Source organism: Roseovarius sp., assembly GCF_965277045.1.
GTDB lineage: Bacteria > Pseudomonadota > Alphaproteobacteria > Rhodobacterales > Rhodobacteraceae > Roseovarius.
Genome location: NZ_OZ255712.1, coordinates 3,216,225 through 3,234,633 on the forward strand (window position 1 = coordinate 3,216,225; position 18,409 = coordinate 3,234,633).

Sequence of the window (18,409 nt, forward strand, 5' to 3'; positions counted from 1 at the left end):
CAAGCCCCTTACCAGAAGTGTTGATGATCTCGACCATGTCAGGCGCGATCATAAAAAGGGCGATCATCCGCTTCGAGCCAATTGTGAGACGCCGATGGGATTGATGATATTGCAACCATGCTCAGGCCCTATAAATTGAGCGCATGCCAATACGTTTTAACGCCTACACGCGACCGAGACTCAACGCGGTAGAGTTTTTTGAACTCGCCGTAGTACCTATGTACCGTCGATTCCAGTCGGATATGGTTGCTGATGACTTGTGCTGTGCGGCGATCATCCTACTGGATCAAATGGTCGATTGGATCGCAGTTGAAAGTGGGGAGAAGCCTGAGGTAGTTCGATCACGTTTTATTCAAGCTGAACAACACTTTTCTAGCCTAAACCTTGTTGCCCGCGCCCTAAAGCACCGGGAACTCGACAGAGGTCCAAACAAAGGCCTACGCGATGTCCTCTCCTCCGGAGGCAGAGTTTTAGAAGATGGATATGTGAAGGTACCTTTGGTCTATCTTCCTGAAAGGAAAAGCGTGGGAATCGATGTGCTTTTGGAAGCTTGCATCAAAGTTGTTGCTGAAGAGCTTCGGGTTACAGTTTAACCATACTTGTGCTCCGAGTATTTCCTCACTGGCTAGGCCAATGCCAGCAAAGTCCCGCAATGCCGACCTCCGGGCCGTGCCAATGCCCCCGCAGATTTCTGCGAGGGCATTGGCATGTTGAGAGCCGTGCTCCACACGGGGTCGCGCTTGATTCTTCAACACATCTGGTAAGGGGCCGCCACGGCGGGCAGCCCCCTGATCATCCGTCCCGTGCCTGGCCCGGGACCTCGTAGGGTGGGTGAAAACCCACGCGGACCCTACCCCTTGACCACCAACTGCGGCGACACCACGTCGATCCCCAGCGCCTTGCCGACGGCGAAATAGGTCAGCTGCCCGGCATGGACGTTCAAGCCGTTCAGCAGATGCGGATCGTCGGCACAGGCCTGTTTCCAGCCCTTGTCGGCCAGCGCCAGCATGAACGGCATCGTCGCGTTGCCCAGCGCAATGGTCGAGGTCCGCGCCACGGCGCCCGGCATGTTGGCGACGCAGTAATGCATGATCCCGTCCACGTCATAGATCGGGTCGGCATGGGTGGTCGCCTTCGATGTCTCGAAACATCCGCCCTGGTCGATGGCCACGTCCACCAGCACAGCCCCCGGCTTCATCTCCGCGAACTGCGCGCGGCGAACCAGCTTGGGCGCCTCAGCGCCGGGGATCAGCACCGCGCCGATCACCATGTCGGCCTGGGTCAGATGCTCGGCCAGCAAACCTTGCGAGGAATACCCGGTGTTGAACGTCCCGCCGAACACGTCATCGAGATAGCGCAGCCGCGGCAGCGAGCGGTCCAGCACGGTCACGTCCGCGCCCATGCCGGCGGCGATCTTTGCGGCGTGCGTCCCCACGACGCCACCACCGATCACCAGCACCTTGGCCGGGCCCACGCCGGGCACGCCGCCCATCAGCACGCCACGCCCGCCATTGGCCTTCTGCAACGTATACGCACCCACCTGCGGCGCCAGCCGGCCCGCGACCTCGGACATCGGCGCCAGCAGGGGCAGCCCGCCGCGCTCGTCCGTCACCGTCTCATAGGCAATCGCGGTACAGCCGCTCGCCATCAGATCCCTGGTCTGCTCGGGGTCGGGCGCCAGGTGCAGATAGGTGAACAGCAGCTGTCCCTCGCGCAGCATCTTGCGCTCGCCGGCCTGCGGTTCCTTGACCTTCACAATCATGTCGGCGGTGGCGAACACCTCTTCCGCCGTGTCGATGATTGCAGCGCCGGCGGCGACATAATCCGCATCCTCGAACCCCGCGCCCTTCCCGGCGCCGGCCTGGATGATGACCTCGTGCCCATGGGCCACGGCCTCTCCGGCGGCGTTGGGGGTCATCCCCACGCGGAATTCCTGCGGTTTGATCTCTGTCGGGCATCCGATTTTCATGTCGCACTCCTCTTTGCGCTATAGACTAGAATACAGCCGCTCCATTGAAAGGGGTTTGATATTTTGCCCGACACTGCGGTAAGTGACGGAATATTCTTCGAACAATGGCCCCAAAATGCACAGGATCTGCCCCGAATGACCCTCGACACGATGGATCGTCGCCTGCTTGGCGTGCTACAGAAACGCGGCCGCATCTCCAATGCCGACCTGGCCGAGGCAGTGAACCTGTCGCCCTCGGCCTGTCATCGCCGGGTGCAGCGGCTCGAGACCGAAGGCTACATCAAGGGCTATGTCGCCCTGCTGGATCCGCGCCGCATGGGCGTGCCTACAACCGTCTTCGTCGAGATCACGCTCACCACCCAGGCCGACGACGTGCTCGACGCGTTCGAGACCGCCATCGCCCGCATCCCCGACGTGCTGGAATGCCACCTGACGGCGGGCACCGCCGACTACCTGGTGAAACTCGCGGTCGAGGACACCGAGGATTTCGCCCGCATCCACCGCCAGTACCTCACCCGCCTGCCCGGCGTGGCCACCATGCAATCCAGTTTCGCCCTGCGCACCGTGCTGCAAACCACCGCCCTGCCGATCTGAGTCACGCCCGCCCAATTTTTCAACATCCCACCGGCCTCGTGGCGTAATGCTGCACGTGCCGGCCGAAGTGGCCGCGCGACCCCGCGATGATAGGAAACCGTTGAAATTTGAAAGGGCCCCGGTTCTCTGACCGAGGCCCCCTCCGACGCGCATGATCCGTGAGTGACAGCGCAGCCGGATACCCTTCCGGCACCCGTGTTACAACCGACGGGCGACTGTGTGCTATATGGGTAAAAACATGGGCTTTGGCCCGTATGGAAAACCTTACCTTTGGCTGTGACGTCACGTCACTTTCCCACGAAAAAACCCCGGTGTCGCCACCGGGGTTCTCGATTCTGCGAAACCGGCGGATTTACTCTTCCGCGGGTTCTTCTTTCTTGGCTTCCTCGCCGGTCTCCTGATCGACGACCTTCATCGACAGGCGCACCTTGCCGCGATCGTCGAATCCCAGCAGCTTGACCCACACATCCTGGCCTTCTTTCAGAACGTCCGACGGATGGTTCAGGCGGCGGTTCTCGATCTGGCTGACATGCACCAGGCCGTCGCGCTTGCCGAAGAAGTTCACGAAGGCGCCGAAGTCCACGATCTTGACGACCGTGCCCTTGTAGACCTTGCCTTCTTCCGGCTCCGCCACGATCGAATAGATCATGTCGTATGCCTTCTGGATGGCCTCGCCGTTGGGCGACGCGATCTTGATCACGCCTTCGTCGTTGATATCGACCTTGGCGCCCGACACCTCGACGATCTCGCGGATCACCTTGCCGCCAGACCCGATCACTTCGCGGATCTTGTCGGTCGGGATCTGCATCGTCTCGATGCGCGGGGCGTGAACCGAGAAATCACCGGCTTCCGACAGGGCCTTGCCCATCTCGCCCAGGATGTGCAACCGGCCGGCCTTCGCCTGCTCCAGTGCCTTTTCCATAATCTCCGGCGTGATGCCCGCGACCTTGATGTCCATCTGCAGCGACGTGATACCGGCTTCGGTCCCCGCCACCTTGAAGTCCATGTCGCCCAGGTGATCCTCGTCGCCCAGGATGTCGGTCAGGATGCCGTAGGACCCGTCGTCTTCCAGCACCAGGCCCATGGCCACACCGGCCACCGGCGCCTTCAGCGGCACACCGGCATCCATCATGGACAGAGAGCCGCCGCAAACCGACGCCATCGACGAAGAGCCGTTGGATTCGGTGATCTCGCTGACGACCCGCACGGTGTAGGGGAAATCCGTCGCCGCCGGCAGCACCGCCTGCAGCGCGCGCCATGCCAGCTTGCCGTGACCGATCTCGCGCCGTCCCGGAGGGCCCACGCGACCGGCTTCACCGACCGAATAGGGCGGGAAGTTGTAGTGCAGCAGGAAGTTCGAGCGGAAGTTGCCGTGCAGCGCGTCGATGATCTGCTCATCGTCGCCGGTGCCCAGCGTCGTCACGACCAAACCTTGCGTCTCGCCACGCGTGAACAGCGCCGAGCCATGCGTACGCGGCAGCAGCCCGGTTTCGCACACGATCGGGCGCACCTCGTCCAGGCTCCGTCCGTCGATACGCTTGCCCGACTTCACGATGTCACCGCGCAGGATCGACGCTTCCAGCTTCTTCAGCGCCGAGCCAAGGTTCGCGTCCTCAAGCTGCTCTTCGGAAAGCGATGCCTTGATCTCTTCCTTGGCGGCCGAAACGGCACTCGTGCGTTCCTGCTTGTCCTGGATCTTGTAGGCCGCGGCCAGCTTGTCTTCGCCCGCCGCCTTCACGGCCTCGTACAGGTCGCTGTAATCCGGCGGCTGGAAGTCGAACGGTTCCTTGGCGGCGTCTTCGGCCAGGTCGATGATCATGTCGATCACCGGCTGGATCTGCTCATGCGCGAAGTTCACCGCGCCCAGCATTTCCTCTTCGGTCAGCTCGTAAGCTTCCGATTCCACCATCATCACGGCACCCTTCGTGCCCGCAACCACCAGGTCGAGCCGCTGCTCGGGGTTGTTGCGCAGGTCGTGCATGTCGTCGACCTCGGGGTTCAGCACGTACTCGCCATCGGTGAACCCGACACGGCAGCCCGCGATCGGCCCCATGAACGGCGCGCCCGAAATGGTCAGCGCGGCGCTGGCTGCAATCATCGCCACCATGTCCGGGTCGTTGACCAGGTCATGGCTCAGCACGGTGCACATCACCAGAACTTCGTTCTTGAAACCCGGCACGAACAGCGGGCGGATCGGGCGGTCGATCAACCGCGCGGTCAGGGTTTCCTTTTCCGTGGGCCGTGCCTCACGCTTGAAAAAGCCGCCGGGCACCTTGCCCGCGGAATAGTATTTCTCCTGGTAGTGAACGGTCAGCGGAAAGAAATCCTGACCTTCACGCGGGGCTTTTGCAAAGGTCACGTTCGCCATGACCGATGTTTCCCCGTAGGTGGCGATGACCGAGCCATCCGCCTGACGGGCAACCTTGCCCGTTTCCAGTGTCAGCGTATCCTCGCCCCACTGGATCGATTTTTTCACTTCTTTGAACATCTATCGTTTCCTAGCTGGAGGCCCTCCCGGGCGTATCCCGGGTCCTCCGTTACATTGGTGGCCCCATTGCCACCGACCCCTCCATCATCTCATGCGCCGGGGTCTAAGGCGTCACGTTTCAGATGAGTGCGCCCATACAGCAAATTTGCGTGAATTGAAAGCCGCGATGTCCCGGCCCGATCTTTCGCCGCCCGGGCCGTCAATCCTCGATCCGGCGCATCGCCCAGTTGACGCTGAAGCCGTGCAGGATCGTGGACAGCAGGATGACCAACCCGACAAGCGACCACAGCTCGCTTTCGTTCACGAAGTCCACGTGGCTCATCGCGTAGCACAGGTAATAGATCGAGCCGATGCCACGCACGCCGTAGACCGCGACGACCGCCCGGTCACGGTGCGGCATCTGCGACCCCGTCAAGCTGAGCCATCCCGAAACGGGCCGGATGATCAGGATCAGGATCAGCGCGATGCAGACCTGGCTCCAGGTCAGGTCCGCAAGAAGCATCGGAAGAACCGACCCCAACGCGATCAGCAGCAGCGCGGTCAGCGCGTGTTCGATCGATTCCGTGAAATCATGCAAGCGCCGGTGAAAACGATGGTCCTTCTCTTCCCGCCGCAGAGTCAGCCCCATCACCGCCACGGCGATGAAGCCATAGCCTTCCACCAGCTCCGTCGACCCATAGCACAACAGCACGCCGGCAAGGGCCACCACCCCGGATCCGGTGTCGGCCAGCGGGGCGTTCCTGGGCACCGAGAACAGCACCAGCGCAAGCGCACGACCGCCCGCCCATCCCGCCACGGTTCCGACGGCGATGCGATAGACCACATCCCAGACCAGCCAGTCCAGCGCCCATGCGCCCGGATTCAGGCCTTCGGCGGCCACGACCAGCCCCAGGTAGACGAACGGAAACGCCAGCCCGTCGTTCAGCCCCGCCTCGGTGGTCAGGGTAAAGCGCACCGGATGTTCCCGGCCTTCCTGCGGCGGGCCGACCTGCACATCCGCCGCCAGCACCGGGTCGGTGGGCGCGATAACCGCACCCAACAGGATCGCCGCGGCAACCGTCAGACCCTCCAGGCCGACGCCCAAGAGCGCCACCGCGGCGATCGTCAACGGCATGGCGATGCCCAGCATCCGCACCGTCGGACTCCATTTGCGCCAGGGGCTGATCGTGTCGATCCGCATTCCCGTGCCGAACAGCGCCACGATCACGGCCAGCTCGCTCATCCTCTCCCACACCAGCGGTGCTTCGCGCGGGTCCGGCATGAAACTCGCGGCCGGGATCACCATCGCGGCCGCGGCCCCGAACAGGATCATCAGCGGTGCAAATACCGGCTCCGCCCGCGATACCAGCCGCGGCAACCACCGCGCACTGATGACGATCACCCCGGTCACCGCCAGCGCAATGTGATAGGTATCGAAGGCGAAAAAGGAATCCGAACTCATGGGCGCTATCGTTCCGTTGGAATCGTGACGTAAGACCGGACGTCACATAGCCCCGCAAGCCACCTCTGCAAGCCCGGCGGAGCCTCGGAACGAGGCGCGCTTCCAAGTAGTGCACAAATGTTCAGGAAAAGCCGTCCGCGACCGGCCAGATCAGACGAATTGTGAAGGGAACGCGCGCGAAGGGCCGCACCAAACGGACGCAGCTCGCATCGGCTCAGCCGTCCACCCTGGAAAGCGAAATCTACACCGAGTTCCGCAACCCGACGCCGCGACGGCAGAAACCACAATGGTTATTGCGTCGGCGTGTCCGGCAGCGATCCGAAAACCTCTTCGGCCAGAACTTCGCCCGACAGGCTCAGCCGTTTCTGCCCGCCCGGGTCTTCCTCGACCTCCAGCCAGACCTTCTCGCCATCCAGCTCGACGTAAAAGCGCCACTCGTCATGCTCGATACTCGCAATCGCGTCCTCGGGCCTCAGTTGCCACGGCGACTTGCCAAAGAATTTCTTCACGTATCCGCCGAGTTGCCGGATATCCGCCCCCGGTTCCGCCGAAGTCCTCGCCCAGGTCACCTGTGCCGGTACTGCCATCGCATAAACTCCCTCCAGAGAGGTGAATGCTAGCACGGTTTACAATTTTGTCACGATTCATCGGAAATGCCGCGCAGCTCCGGCCCGGCCCCAGGGCCAGCGGGTCCGCCGCTCGCGTCATTTCCGGACCAGAGCACCTACCCGGTCAGGATCCCGCTCACCTTCAGCGCCCGCTGTGCGTTGCCCTCGACCTTCAGTTTCCCCGACATGTAGGCCATCACCGGGTTCTGCTCGCCCGACAGGATGTTGCGAAAGACCGCGTCGCTGGCCATCAGCACCACGTCGGCCTCCTCGTCGCCCGCCCGCGCGCCCGTCTCATCCAGCATCACGCTGCCCGCGCCCTCGATCACCAGCTTGGCGGTGCCCCGAATGGTGCCCTTCGCCTTGGGGTCCAGCGTTTCGACATAGCTCTGGATGATCTCGTTCATCGGAAAATGCGCCTTTCAAGGATGCTGCGCAGATCTCTCCATGCCGGACACGCGCCGGTCAACGCGAACCTTGCGTCACCAGCGGCCCAGCGCGTCCTCGTCTTCGTCCTTGGCATCCACCCAATCGGCCCCGTCCCGAGTCACTTCCTTCTTCCAGAACGGCGCGCGCGACTTCAGGTAATCCATCAGGAACTCCGCGGCCTGAAACGCGTCGGCCCGGTGCGGCGAGGACGTGGCGACCATCATGATCATCTCGTCCGGTTTCAACGCGCCATGGCGGTGAATCACCAGCACATCCCCCAGGTTCCAGCGCGTCCGCGCCTCCTCGGCGATCCCGGTCAGGGCCTTCTCGGTCATGCCGGGGTAATGCTCGATCTGCATCGCCTCCAGGCCCGCGGCGATGTCCCGCACGATCCCGGTGAAGCTGACGACAGCGCCCATGCCGCTTTGCCGCGCGGCGAACGCATTCACCTCTTCGCCAAGGTCGAACGCCGCTTCCTGCACCCGGATATCCAAGGCCTCAGCCTCCCGTCATCGGCGGAAAGAACGCCACCTCGCGCACGCCCGCCAGCGGCGCATCGAAATCCGCCAGTTCCTGGTCCACCGCCACGCGCAGCGCGCCCAGATCGGCAAAGGCCGCCTCGTAGCGCGCCTCGCGCGCCCGCAATTCCTCGACCAGGTCCCGCACCGTCGCGGCGCCGGTGTCCACCGTGTCCCTGGGGCGCCCGATCCGTTCCCGCACCCACGCGAAATACAGCACATCCATGTCGTCAGTCCCTCAGATAAGGCGTCGCCTTGCGGAAGTAGTCGACACCCGTGATCAGCGTCAGCGCCGCGGCAATCCACAGCAGCCAAAGCCCCGCGTGCGACGCGATCACCATGCCCTGAAACTTCCACCGCAGCCCCATCAGGTCCTCCTCGCGCCCCGCCAGCACATCGGCCACCAGCGCCTCGTCCATGCCCATGCTGGACATGCCGAAATAATGCTCGAAAACGCCCTGCGCGAACAGCACCGCGATGGCCACCATCTGCAACGTGGTCTTCCACTTGGCCAGCTTGGTCACTTTGAGTGTCCCCGCCGTGTCGCCCAGGTATTCCCGCAGGCCCGACACGAACACTTCGCGAAACAGGATCATCGTCGCCGGCAGGACCAGCCACGGCGACATCGACGAATAGCCCAGGATCACCGCCAGCGCGATCACCACCATCGCCTTGTCGGCGATCGGGTCCAGCATCGTGCCCAGCTTGGTGGTCTGCTTCCACAACCGCGCCAGATAGCCGTCGAACCAGTCGGTCACCGCCGCGCTCACGAACAGCACCAGCGCGAACCAATCCGCCCAGGGCCGGTGAAAGTACAGAAACATCACCGCCACCGCCGGCGCCGCCAGCAGCCTCAGCACGGTCAACACGTTGGGAATATTCCACGTCATGCGTTTGTATCTAGTGCGAACCGCCCCCGTCCGAAAGCCCCGAATCCCACAACCCGGCGTCGTGCTTTTTCTTGCGGCGAATACTCCGGGGAGCGCGAGGGGCTGGCCACTCGCATCAAACCTGTAGCGCGAGGGGCTGGCCCATCAATCCCGGCCAGCCCCTCAGCCCTTCTCGTGGAAGTGGTCATAGACCTTCTGCGCCAGCGCCGCCGAGACGCCCTCCACGGCCTTCAGATCGGCCAGGTTCGCCCGGCTCACCGCCTTCGCGGACCCGAAATGCGCCAGGAGCGCCCGCTTGCGCGCCGCGCCGACACCCGCGATTTCATCCAGGGGCGAGGCACTTACCGCCTTGGTCCGCTTGGCCCGGTGCGTGCCGATGGCAAACCTGTGCGCCTCGTCCCGCAGCCGCTGGATGAAATAGAGCACCGGATCGTTGTGCCGCAGCGCCATGGGCCGCTTGCCCATCCGGTGAAACTCTTCCTTGCCGGCGTCCCGGTCCAGGCCCTTGGCCACGCCCACCATCGGCAGGTCGCGCACGCCCATCTCCTGCATGATCGAATGCACCGCACTCACCTGCCCCTGCCCGCCGTCGATCAACAGAAGGTCCGGCCACAGCCCCTTGTCGCGGTCCGGATCCTCCTTGATCAGCCGCTTCAGCCGCCGGGTCAGCACCTCTTTCATCATCCCGAAATCGTCGCCGGGGGTCAGGTCGTCGCCCCGGATGTTGAACTTGCGGTACTGGTTCTTCATCAGCCCCTCGGGCCCGGCCACGATCATCGCGCCCACCGCGTGCGCGCCCTGGATGTGGCTGTTGTCATACACCTCGATCCGCTCCGGCGGGGCTGGCAGATCGAACGCCTCCGCCACGCCTTTCAGCAGCTTGGCCTGCGTCGCACTCTCGCTCATCTTCCGCGCCAGGCTCTCGCGCGCATTGCGCAACGCGGCCTCGACCAGCTCAGCCTTTTCGCCCTTCTGCGGCACCAGCAAGGCCACCTTGCGCCCCAGCTTGCCGGTCAGCGCTTCGGCCATCAGGTCGGGGCTCTCGATCTCGTGGCTCAGGATGATCTGCCGTGCCGGGTCCTTGGTGTCATAGAACTGGCCCAGGAACGCCTCCAGCACCTCGGCCTCGGCCACGTCCGCGCCCACGCGCGGATAGAAATCCTTGTTCCCCCAGTTCTGCCCGGCGCGGATGAAAAACACCTGCACACAAGCCTGCCCCTTCTCCAGGTGCAGCGCCACGAGGTCCGCCTCGCCCACCGTGCGCGGGTTGATCCCCTGCGCCGTCTGCACCTGCGTCAGCGCCTTGATCCGGTCGCGCAACGCAGCGGCGCGCTCGAACTCCATCGCCTCGGAGGCGTCCTGCATGTCGGCGGCCAGCTTCTCCTGTATCTCGGTCGACCGCCCCGACAGGTAGCGCTGTGCATCCTCCACCTGCGCTGCGTACTCCTGTTTCGAGATATACCCCACGCACGGCGCCGTGCAGCGCTTGATCTGGTATTGCAGGCACGGCCGCGTGCGGCTCTCGAACTGCGTGTCGCTGCAATTGCGCAGCTGGAACACCCGCTGCAACTGCCCCAGCGTCCGGTTCACAGCCCCCGCGCTGGCAAAGGGGCCATAATACTGCCCCTTCTCCTTCTTGGCGCCGCGATGCTTCTTGATCATCGGAAAGTCGTGCCCGGTCACCAGGATATTCGGGAACGACTTGTCGTCGCGCAAAAGCACGTTGTACCGCGGCTTTAGCTGCTTGATCAGGTTCTGCTCCAGCAGCAGCGCCTCGGTCTCGGTCGCCGTGGTCAGGAACATCATCGACGCGGTTTCCGCGATCATCCGCGCGATCCGCGGCGTGTGCCCCGTGGGCCGGGAATAGCTCGACACCCGTGCCTTCAGGTTCCGCGCCTTGCCGACATACAGAACCTGGGACTGCGCGCCCAGCATACGATAGACCCCGGGCGAGCCGTCCAGGGTTTTCAGGTAAGACTGGATCACCTTGTGCCCGGTCTCCGGGGCGGCATCGCCGTCTGAGTCGCTGTTTGTGTTGTTAATCATTCGTTAACGTTTGATTCTGCCCGTGGGCTGCAATGATTAGCACACACGCCGCAATAGGAAACATCTCCACGGATCGTGTGGATAACTCTGCGGACAAGTTTCGGTTACCGGGATTTTATCGTTGTTTTCAGCCTGCTTCGTTAATTCGCCCAAAAATTAAGCACAAACTTAACTTTCTGATTTCAAACGATTAAAAAACCGTGGTATCCCAAATATATGAAAACATTAAAACTTTTGTAACGCTTCGGTGACGACCCGGTGACCCATGAACAAGTTGACCTGACGTCTATACATCAACCCCCAGAACATCCGGCGTCTGCCATGCCAGATGCTGCCCGCCATCGACACAGATCAGTTGCCCGGTAACCGCCTTCGCCTCAAGGAAATAGCCCAGCGCGGCGGTGATATCATCGGGGTTCACGCCGCGCTTCAGAATCGTCCGCGCCCTCTGGTCAAAGAACTGTTCTTCGCTCTGCTCGGTGCTTTTCAACGTCGGCCCCGGCCCGATCCCGTTCACCCGGACGCGCGGGGCCAGCGCCTGCGCCGCAGTGCGCGTCATGGTCCAAAGCCCCGACTTGGCAATCGTGTAGCTGGCGAAATTCGGCGTCAGCTTGCGCACCCGCTGGTCGATCATGTTCACCACCAGCCCCTGCGCCACCGGCTCGCCGTTGTCGTCCTTGATCGGGTCCGGCACCTGCGCCGCCAGGGCCTGCGTCAGCGCGAAGGGCGCGCGCAGGTTCGATTCCATGTGCCGGTCCCAGCTTTGCCGCGTCGCCGTCTGATATGTCTCGTCCTCGAAGATCGACGCGTTGTTCACCAGAACATGCACCGGCCCGCCCAGCCGCGCGGCCGCCTCGGCCACCAGCGCCTGCACCGCGCCCTCGTCCAGCAGATCCGCCTGCACGGTGACGGCCCTTTGCCCCTTGGCCTCTATATCGCCGGCCGTTTCCGCGGCGGCATCGGACGACCCGCCGTAATGCACCGCCACGTCATAGCCGCGCGCCCCCAGGTACAGCGCCATCGCCCGCCCAAGGCGCTTGCCGCCCCCGGTCACGAGGGCGCGGCGGGTGTCGGTGTCTTCGGTCATACGGGAGGCTCCGTTCAGCTCAACACGACCAACACATAGATCACGTAGAGAACGGTCAAGGCGATGCCCCACAGCCGGGTGATATCCCGGCCCAGGAACACGAACGGGATCAGCAGCAGCGACGCGCCCAGCATCACCCACAGGTCGAATTCCAGGAACTCCGGGTCCACCGGGATGGTGCCGACAAAGGACGTGATTCCGATGATGGCCAGCAGGTTGAACATGTTCGACCCGATGACATTGCCCAGCGCGACGTCGGCCTGCTTGCGCAGCGCGGCCATCACAGTCGTCGCCAGCTCGGGCAGCGACGTGCCCAGCGCCACCAGCGTCAGGCCGATCACCGCGTCGCTGACGCCGAACTCCCGCGCGATGATCGACGCGTTGTCCACCAACAGGTCCGCGCCCAGCGGCAGACCCACAAGGCCCAGCGCCAGGAAGACAAAGATCTGCCACCACGGCATGTCCGGGTCCGCGCCCTCGACCTCGTCCTCTTCATCCGCTTCCGCCTCGGCGGCCTTGCCCGCGCGCCGGTGGTTGCGCGCATCGCGGAACGCATCCGCCAGCACCAGCCCAAGGCAGGCCAGAAGTACCACGCCCGCCAGCATGTCGAAAGGCCCGCGGAACGCCAGCCCGATAAAGACCACCGTCGCCCCGATCATGAACAGGTAGGTCTTGCGCGTGTTGCACCCCGAGGTGTGCAGCACCGACAGGATCGCCGGCACCCCCAGCACCAGCAGGATGTTCGCCGTGTTCGATCCGATCACGTTGCCCAGCGCCAGCCCCGGCTTGTTCTCCAGCACCGCGTTGACCGAGATCAGCAGTTCCGGCGCCGAGGTCCCGAAAGCGACGATGGTCAGGCTGACGATCAGCGCCGGGATGCCCACGCGCAGGCTCAGGTTCACCGCGCCCTTCACCAGCGCATCCCCGGCCAGAAGCAGGATCAGCAGCCCCAGCCCCGACATCAGCCATGGCCACATCAGGATTTGCCCTCCCGGCACTGGCACGGCCCCTTGCCGATGCGAAACCGCTTGCAGTGCGGACACCGGGCCGATTCCAGCTTCTTCTGTCCGGGAAACCGCAGGCGTCCGAACATCGCCAGCACGGCGATGAAGGCCAGGAATATGAGGGCGATCTTGCTCAGCACGTCACAGGCCGAACCGGGCAAAGGCCGCGCGTTCCTCGACCGAGGCAAACGCATCCTCGACCATCGACGCCCCGAAGCGCTGGAAGAAACCCTTCTTCTTGCCATAGGTGGCAAACCGCACCTTGTCGCCGTAAAGCTCCTTCAGCTTCGGCGCCAGATGCGCAACCCCGTCCGCGAGGCCCAACTCGACACCCCGGCCTCCCAGCCAGAACTCGCCGGTAAAGAGGTCCTCTTCCTCGCTCAGCCGGTCACCACGCCGCGCCTTGATCTGCGCGATGAAGTTGCCGTGCATCTCTTCGAGTATGCCCTTGAGCCGCGCCACGTCTTCCTTCTTTTCGGGCTGGAACGGGTCAAGCGTGCTCTTGGACTTGCCGGCGGTATAAACCCGCCGCTCGACGCCCTGCCGCGCCAGGAACACATGCGCGCCGAAACCGGCCGAAATCACGCCGATGCTGCCCACGATGGAATTGTCGTCGACCCAGATGTCATCCGCCGCCGAGGCCAGCCAATAGCCGCCCGACGCCGCCACATCCTCGACGAAGGCATGAACCGGCACCTTGTGTTCGTCCGCCAGCCGCCGGATGCGCCCCGCGATCAGCGCCGACTGCACCGGCGATCCGCCGGGGCTGTTGATCAACAGCGCCACGGCCCTGGGCTTGCCCCGCTTGAACGCCTTCTCGATGGCCGACGCCATCGCCTCGTCGCTCAGCGGCATTCTCGACCCGGCGCCGATTGCGCCCGACAGGCGGACGACCGATACCAGCGGGTCTGATTTCAAAAACGGGATAAATCGCTTCATGGATGCCGATGTAGAATGCCCATGCGCGACAAACAAGGTTGCGGCACGTATCAAAAGGGCCGAAGGGCAAGAAAGCCACGAATACGACGCGGGGTCAGACCGCCGCCGCCCCATCTTCGGGCGGCGGCCATCCTGCGTAGGGTGGGTGAAAACCCACGCGCGCCCTCAACTCTTGATCCGGTAGCCCGTCTTGAAGATCCGCCAGATCAGGAACAGGCACAGCGCCGTGAACCCCGCAATCGCCAGCAGGCTCAGCCCGATCGACACGTCCGCCTGCCCGAAAAACGCCCAGCGGAAGCCCGAGATCAGGTAAACCACCGGATTGAACAGCGTCACCGTCTGCCAGAACGGCGGCAGCATCGAGATCGAGTAGAACGAGCCGCCCAGGAACACCAAAGGCGTCACGATCAGCAGCGGCACCAGCTGCAACTGCTCGAAATTCTGCGCCCAGATCCCGATGATGAACCCGAAAAGCGCGAAGCTGATGCAGGTCAGCAGCAAAAACGCCACCATCGCGCCCGGGTGCTGTATCTGCACATCCACGAACAACGCCGAGGTCGCCAATATCACCACCCCGATGAACAGCGCCTTGGTGGCGGCCGCCCCCACATACCCGATCACGATCTCCAGAAAGTTCACCGGCGCCGACAAGAGCTCATAGATCGTGCCGATGAACTTCGGAAAATAGATCCCGAAGGACGCGTTCGAAATCGCCTGCGTGATCACCGACAGCATGATCAGCCCCGGCACGATGAACGCGCCATAGCTCACGCCCTCCACCTGGTCGATCCGGCTGCCGATGGCCGCCCCGAACACCACGAAGTAAAGCGAGGTCGAAATCACCGGCGATACGAAGCTTTGCAAAAGCGTGCGAAAGAACCGCTGCATCTCGAACTTGTAGATCGCCGCGATGGCCAGGAAATTCATGCCGCATCCTCCTTCACCAGCCCTACGAAAATCTCTTCCAGGCTCGACTGGCTGGTCTGGATGTCCCGGATCACCAGCCCCGCCTCGGTCAACTCCTTCACCAGCCGCGCGATCCCGGTCCGCTCGGCATTGGTGTCATAGGTATAGGTCAGGCTCTGGCCGTCCGGGCTCTTCCACAACTCGTAATCCGACAGGCTCCCGGGCACCGCCTCCACCGGCGCCATCAGGTCGATCCGCAGGCTCTTGCGGCCCATCCGCTGCATCAGCGCGGCCTTGTCCTCGACCAGCAGGATCTCGCCGTGGGCAATCACCGCGACCCGGTCGGCAATCGCCTCGGCCTCCTCGATGTAATGGGTGGTCAGGATGATCGTCACGCCATCCTGCCGCAGCCCTTCGACCACCTCCCACATGTCGCGGCGCAGCTCCACGTCGACACCGGCGGTCGGCTCGTCCAGGAACAGGACACGCGGCTCGTGCACCAGCGCCTTGGCGATCAGCACCCGCCGCTTCATGCCGCCCGACAGCTCCTTGACCTGGTTGTTGCGCTTGTCCCACAGGCTCAGCTGCCGCAGGATCTTCTCCACCAGCGCATCGTCGCGCCCCTTGCCAAAGAGGCCGCGGGAAAACCGCACCGTGTTGATCACCTTCTCGAACGGCTCCAGCGCGATCTCCTGCGGCACCAGCCCCACCAGCGACCGCGCCGCGCGATAGTCCTCGGCGATGTCATGTCCGCCCACGCGCGCGGTCCCGCCCGTGGGCGTCGTGATCCCGCACAGGGCCGAAATCAGCGTCGTCTTGCCCGCGCCATTGGGCCCCAGCAGTGCCAGGATCTCGCCTTCTCTGATCTCCAGGTCCACGCCCTTCAGCGCCTGGAACCCGTCGTCATAGGTCTTCTCCAGCCCGTTCACCTCGACAAACGCCGCCATGTCCCGCGCTCCTTCATCCTTCATCTGCGCCAAACTAATCCCGCCGCCACACGGCGCAAGCCGTCAGAGACACACAACCCCTTGTGCGTTCCTGCGCGCGCACACCGACGCGGCCCGAAATAAAACGCATTGTTTCCACATTTTGCATTGTGCCCGCCGCCGCAAGCGGGAATCCTGAGCGCGGTTGGGGGCGCATGGTGCCATGCGCATCAGGAACATCGCAGGACAGACATGAAACGCCTCTCTCGTTTTGTCTGGCCGCTCATCATATTCGCGCTCGGTGCCTGCACCGAGACGGTGACGCGTGCCGATAACCCCCGTATCCTTCTCATGGGCGATTCCATGATGGCCCTCCACGGCATGGCCGGGCAATCCGTCTCCCATGCCATGGAACGCCGCCTGGGCGAGCCGGTCATCGACCGCTCCGTCTCCGGCGCCCGCTTCCTCTATGCGCTGCCGATCTCGGGCGCGGCCGGCATGAACATCACCAAGCAGTACCGCGCGGGCAACTGGGACTGGATCGTGATGAACGGCGGCGGCAACGACATCCTGTTCGGCTGCGGCTGCGGGCTCTGCGACCGCCGCATCGACAGGCTGATCTCCGAAGACGGCACCACCGGCGTCATCCCCGGCTTCGTCTCGAAGATGCGCAAGACCGGCGCCAACGTGGTGATGGTGGGCTACCTGCACACACCCGGCGTCACCTCGCCCATCGAAGGCTGCGTCGACGAGGGCCGCGAGATGGACGCCCGCATGGCCCGCCTCGCCGCGCTCGATCGCGGCGTGCATTTCATCCCGATGAGCGACGTGGTCCCGTCGGGGGATCGCACATACCACGCGGTCGACCTCATCCACCCCTCGCCCAAGGGGTCCGACGCCATCGGCGGCCGCATCGCCGAGCTCATCCGCCAAAGCGGCCCGCGCCGGAAATAAAGTGTCCCGCCTTTAACCTGACACCCCAGATAAAGGCGGGGCGCGCGCGACGATCAAGCCTTGCACTGCGTTTCGCCAAAAGCTGTGATCCAGGTTATTGGCGAAACGCTTTAACCAGGCGCCGGAGGCGTCCCGACAGGCGCCTCCCGGCCCCGGCGCCCGGGTCACGCGCCCCCTTTTCCTCTGGCCAAAAATATCCCCGCCGGAGGCTCCGACGGGGACGCACTCACCCCGGCTTGGGACCGAAGGCTCAGCCCTTCGAGATCATCCGCTTCAGCCAGCCTTTCTTCTCGGCCTGTTCTTCCGGCTCGTCCTCCTTCGGCCCCTCGATCACCTCCTCGAGGTTGGAAAAGAACTGGTCCGCCATCTTCTTGGCAAATCCGTCGACGATCCGGCTGCCCAGCTGCGCCAGCTTGCCGCCCACCTTGGCCTCCACGTCGTAGGACAGCCGCGTGCCGCCCTCGACCTCCTCCAGCCGCACGTCCGCCGCGCCCTTGGCAAAGCCCGCCGCCCCGCCCTTGCCCTCGCCTTCCAGGCGCAGGCTCTCGGGCTGGTTCATGTCGCCGAACGTCACCATGCCCTTGAACGTGGCCTTCACCGGCCCGACCTTCTGCGTGACCGTCGCCTCGTACCCGTCCTGTGGGTTGCCCGTGACCTCCTGCGCGCCCGGCACGCATTCCTTCAGCACCTCCGGCTCCATCAACGCGGCCCAGACCGTTTCCCGATCCGCCGCGATCTCGCGCTGCCCACTCATCTGCATGGCATGTCTCCTCCTTGGGTTGGCCCGATCCTACCGCACGGCCCCAAACCCTCCAAGACCGATGCGCCCTGCAAATTGACAGAGGCGGGGTGTCTCGCGCATCAAGACCTTAGTCGCATGGGGGATGATCCTTGCCCGGCACGCTCTGCCTCACCTTCGACGATCTCTTCGTCGCCAACTGGGTCGCCGCCCGGCCCGTCTTCGCGGAACACGATGCCCGCGTCACCTTCTGCGTGTCGCACCTGCATAAGGCCACGCCCGCGCAGATCGAGGGCCTGCACCTCTTGCAGTCCGACGGTCACGAGATCGCCTGCCACACCCGCACCCATCCGCGGCTGAAACCCTACCTCGCAGCCCACGGCCTCGATCACTGGCTGGAACACGAGGTCGACCGCGCCATCGCCGAGCACCGCGCGGCGGGCTTTCCCGCCCGCACCTTCGCCTGCCCCTTCCACGCCTCGACGCCCGAGACCCGCACTGCCCTGGCCACCCGGTTCGAGGTTATCCGCGCGGAGGGCCCGCGCAGCCTCGATCCCGCCAACCCCGCGTCCCGCATCTATTCCGAACGCCCGGCCTCCCGCTGTCTCGACAACCTCGGCTTCGCCGACATGCAGCACAAGGCCTTCCCCGGCTGGCGCCGGCAGCACCACCTGCTCGACCTCATCGCCAAGACGGACGGCCTCGCGGTCTTCACCGGCCATGACATCCGGGCTCGCAAAACCGGCCCGGGATTCTACAGCTCCGCGCGCCAGATCGGCCGTTTGCTGGAGGCCGCGACCACGCGAGGCATCACGGTCCAACCCGCGTAGGGTGGGTGAAAACCCACGCGTGCCCCGCCCAATGATGGCCC

At 64.0% G+C, this 18,409-nt stretch carries 20 protein-coding genes; 4 read left to right on the forward strand and 16 right to left on the reverse strand.

Going from position 1 to position 18,409, the window contains the following annotated elements; translation table 11 throughout:
* Positions 1–143: 143 nt before the first annotated feature.
* The gene (locus ACQY4V_RS16090) at positions 144–593 is read left to right on the forward strand and encodes a hypothetical protein (protein ID WP_428513373.1); all 450 of its coding nucleotides are present in this window, start codon (positions 144–146) and stop codon (positions 591–593) included.
* A 257-nt stretch (positions 594–850) separates the two neighbouring features.
* On the opposite strand, the gene ald is transcribed toward ACQY4V_RS16090, so the two are convergent.
* The gene (gene ald, locus ACQY4V_RS16095; RefSeq protein ID WP_428513375.1) at positions 851–1,969 is read right to left on the reverse strand and encodes an alanine dehydrogenase; all 1,119 of its coding nucleotides are present in this window, start codon (positions 1,967–1,969) and stop codon (positions 851–853) included.
* Between the two features lie 135 nt (positions 1,970–2,104).
* On the opposite strand from ald, the gene ACQY4V_RS16100 reads away from it, so the two are divergent.
* Positions 2,105–2,563 carry an Lrp/AsnC family transcriptional regulator gene (locus tag ACQY4V_RS16100; protein WP_428513377.1) on the forward strand — a complete coding sequence of 153 codons (459 nt, stop codon included), beginning with the start codon at positions 2,105–2,107 and terminating at the stop codon, positions 2,561–2,563.
* A 352-nt stretch (positions 2,564–2,915) separates the two neighbouring features.
* Here the strand turns inward: ACQY4V_RS16100 and pnp are convergent, their stop codons facing one another.
* From pnp to ACQY4V_RS16170, 14 genes are all read right to left on the reverse strand, one after another.
* On the reverse strand, positions 2,916–5,051 hold the full coding sequence (pnp, locus tag ACQY4V_RS16105; RefSeq protein ID WP_222451995.1) for a polyribonucleotide nucleotidyltransferase: 2,136 nt from the start codon (positions 5,049–5,051) through the stop codon (positions 2,916–2,918).
* A gap of 199 nt (positions 5,052–5,250) precedes the next feature.
* Entirely contained in the window at positions 5,251–6,492 is a 1,242-nt protein-coding gene (locus ACQY4V_RS16110) for a cation:proton antiporter (protein ID WP_428513379.1), read from the reverse strand.
* A 290-nt stretch (positions 6,493–6,782) separates the two neighbouring features.
* A complete protein-coding gene (locus tag ACQY4V_RS16115) occupies positions 6,783–7,079 on the reverse strand; it encodes a hypothetical protein (protein ID WP_428513381.1) in 297 nt (98 codons plus the stop codon).
* 137 nt (positions 7,080–7,216) lie between these two features.
* Positions 7,217–7,507, reverse strand: a complete 291-nt coding sequence (locus ACQY4V_RS16120) for an SCP2 sterol-binding domain-containing protein (protein WP_428513383.1) — start codon at positions 7,505–7,507, stop codon at positions 7,217–7,219.
* A gap of 75 nt (positions 7,508–7,582) precedes the next feature.
* A complete protein-coding gene (locus tag ACQY4V_RS16125; RefSeq protein WP_428513385.1) occupies positions 7,583–8,023 on the reverse strand; it encodes a molybdenum cofactor biosynthesis protein MoaE in 441 nt (146 codons plus the stop codon).
* Between the two features lie 4 nt (positions 8,024–8,027).
* Entirely contained in the window at positions 8,028–8,273 is a 246-nt protein-coding gene (moaD, locus tag ACQY4V_RS16130) for a molybdopterin converting factor subunit 1 (RefSeq protein WP_428513387.1), read from the reverse strand.
* A gap of 4 nt (positions 8,274–8,277) precedes the next feature.
* On the reverse strand, positions 8,278–8,937 hold the full coding sequence (gene pgsA / locus ACQY4V_RS16135; protein ID WP_152494094.1) for a CDP-diacylglycerol--glycerol-3-phosphate 3-phosphatidyltransferase: 660 nt from the start codon (positions 8,935–8,937) through the stop codon (positions 8,278–8,280).
* 162 nt (positions 8,938–9,099) lie between these two features.
* Positions 9,100–10,983, reverse strand: a complete 1,884-nt coding sequence (gene uvrC / locus ACQY4V_RS16140; RefSeq protein ID WP_428513389.1) for an excinuclease ABC subunit UvrC — start codon at positions 10,981–10,983, stop codon at positions 9,100–9,102.
* Between the two features lie 286 nt (positions 10,984–11,269).
* Positions 11,270–12,070: an SDR family oxidoreductase gene (locus tag ACQY4V_RS16145; protein WP_428513391.1), complete on the reverse strand. Its 801-nt coding sequence runs from the start codon at positions 12,068–12,070 to the stop codon at positions 11,270–11,272.
* 14 nt (positions 12,071–12,084) lie between these two features.
* Complete coding sequence (locus tag ACQY4V_RS16150) at positions 12,085–13,047, reverse strand: calcium/sodium antiporter (RefSeq protein WP_428513393.1); 963 nt, start codon at positions 13,045–13,047, stop codon at positions 12,085–12,087.
* Positions 13,047–13,214 (reverse strand): hypothetical protein, encoded by a 168-nt coding sequence (locus ACQY4V_RS16155; RefSeq protein ID WP_172977391.1) that lies wholly within the window; start codon positions 13,212–13,214, stop codon positions 13,047–13,049. Before ACQY4V_RS16155 ends, ACQY4V_RS16150 begins: the two co-directional genes overlap by 1 nt.
* A gap of 1 nt (position 13,215) precedes the next feature.
* Positions 13,216–14,013: a S49 family peptidase gene (locus ACQY4V_RS16160; RefSeq protein WP_428513396.1), complete on the reverse strand. Its 798-nt coding sequence runs from the start codon at positions 14,011–14,013 to the stop codon at positions 13,216–13,218.
* 165 nt (positions 14,014–14,178) lie between these two features.
* Positions 14,179–14,940 (reverse strand): ABC transporter permease, encoded by a 762-nt coding sequence (locus ACQY4V_RS16165; RefSeq protein WP_428513398.1) that lies wholly within the window; start codon positions 14,938–14,940, stop codon positions 14,179–14,181.
* On the reverse strand, positions 14,937–15,866 hold the full coding sequence (locus ACQY4V_RS16170; protein ID WP_428513400.1) for an ABC transporter ATP-binding protein: 930 nt from the start codon (positions 15,864–15,866) through the stop codon (positions 14,937–14,939). Before ACQY4V_RS16170 ends, ACQY4V_RS16165 begins: the two co-directional genes overlap by 4 nt.
* Positions 15,867–16,097: 231 nt before the next feature.
* Here ACQY4V_RS16170 and ACQY4V_RS16175 point away from each other — a divergent pair, with 231 nt between their 5' ends.
* Positions 16,098–16,799 (forward strand): SGNH/GDSL hydrolase family protein, encoded by a 702-nt coding sequence (locus ACQY4V_RS16175; RefSeq protein ID WP_428513402.1) that lies wholly within the window; start codon positions 16,098–16,100, stop codon positions 16,797–16,799.
* 250 nt (positions 16,800–17,049) lie between these two features.
* Here ACQY4V_RS16175 and ACQY4V_RS16180 read toward each other — a convergent pair whose 3' ends face one another.
* A complete protein-coding gene (locus tag ACQY4V_RS16180; RefSeq protein WP_428513404.1) occupies positions 17,050–17,559 on the reverse strand; it encodes a CoxG family protein in 510 nt (169 codons plus the stop codon).
* Between the two features lie 131 nt (positions 17,560–17,690).
* Between ACQY4V_RS16180 and ACQY4V_RS16185 the strand changes: the two genes are divergently transcribed.
* Entirely contained in the window at positions 17,691–18,368 is a 678-nt protein-coding gene (locus ACQY4V_RS16185; RefSeq protein ID WP_428513406.1) for a polysaccharide deacetylase family protein, read from the forward strand.
* The last annotated feature ends 41 nt before the right edge of the window (positions 18,369–18,409 follow it).

Bases quoted from the DNA above. Each gene is read 5' to 3' on its own strand.
- pnp (WP_222451995.1), bottom strand. From the start codon at position 5,051: ATGTTCAAAGAAGTGAAAAAATCGATCCAGTGGGGCGAGGATACGCTG.
- ald (WP_428513375.1), bottom strand. From the start codon at position 1,969: ATGAAAATCGGATGCCCGACAGAGATCAAACCGCAGGAATTCCGCGTG.
- ACQY4V_RS16120 (WP_428513383.1), bottom strand. From the start codon at position 7,507: ATGAACGAGATCATCCAGAGCTATGTCGAAACGCTGGACCCCAAGGCG.
- ACQY4V_RS16150 (WP_428513393.1), bottom strand. From the start codon at position 13,047: ATGTGGCCATGGCTGATGTCGGGGCTGGGGCTGCTGATCCTGCTTCTG.
- ACQY4V_RS16145 (WP_428513391.1), bottom strand. From the start codon at position 12,070: ATGACCGAAGACACCGACACCCGCCGCGCCCTCGTGACCGGGGGCGGC.
- ACQY4V_RS16170 (WP_428513400.1), bottom strand. From the start codon at position 15,866: ATGGCGGCGTTTGTCGAGGTGAACGGGCTGGAGAAGACCTATGACGAC.
- pgsA (WP_152494094.1), bottom strand. From the start codon at position 8,937: ATGACGTGGAATATTCCCAACGTGTTGACCGTGCTGAGGCTGCTGGCG.
- ACQY4V_RS16180 (WP_428513404.1), bottom strand. From the start codon at position 17,559: ATGCAGATGAGTGGGCAGCGCGAGATCGCGGCGGATCGGGAAACGGTC.
- ACQY4V_RS16110 (WP_428513379.1), bottom strand. From the start codon at position 6,492: ATGAGTTCGGATTCCTTTTTCGCCTTCGATACCTATCACATTGCGCTG.
- ACQY4V_RS16090 (WP_428513373.1), top strand. From the start codon at position 144: ATGCCAATACGTTTTAACGCCTACACGCGACCGAGACTCAACGCGGTA.
- moaD (WP_428513387.1), bottom strand. From the start codon at position 8,273: ATGGATGTGCTGTATTTCGCGTGGGTGCGGGAACGGATCGGGCGCCCC.
- ACQY4V_RS16100 (WP_428513377.1), top strand. From the start codon at position 2,105: ATGACCCTCGACACGATGGATCGTCGCCTGCTTGGCGTGCTACAGAAA.
- ACQY4V_RS16160 (WP_428513396.1), bottom strand. From the start codon at position 14,013: ATGAAGCGATTTATCCCGTTTTTGAAATCAGACCCGCTGGTATCGGTC.
- uvrC (WP_428513389.1), bottom strand. From the start codon at position 10,983: ATGATTAACAACACAAACAGCGACTCAGACGGCGATGCCGCCCCGGAG.
- ACQY4V_RS16115 (WP_428513381.1), bottom strand. From the start codon at position 7,079: ATGGCAGTACCGGCACAGGTGACCTGGGCGAGGACTTCGGCGGAACCG.
- ACQY4V_RS16165 (WP_428513398.1), bottom strand. From the start codon at position 14,940: ATGAATTTCCTGGCCATCGCGGCGATCTACAAGTTCGAGATGCAGCGG.
- ACQY4V_RS16175 (WP_428513402.1), top strand. From the start codon at position 16,098: ATGAAACGCCTCTCTCGTTTTGTCTGGCCGCTCATCATATTCGCGCTC.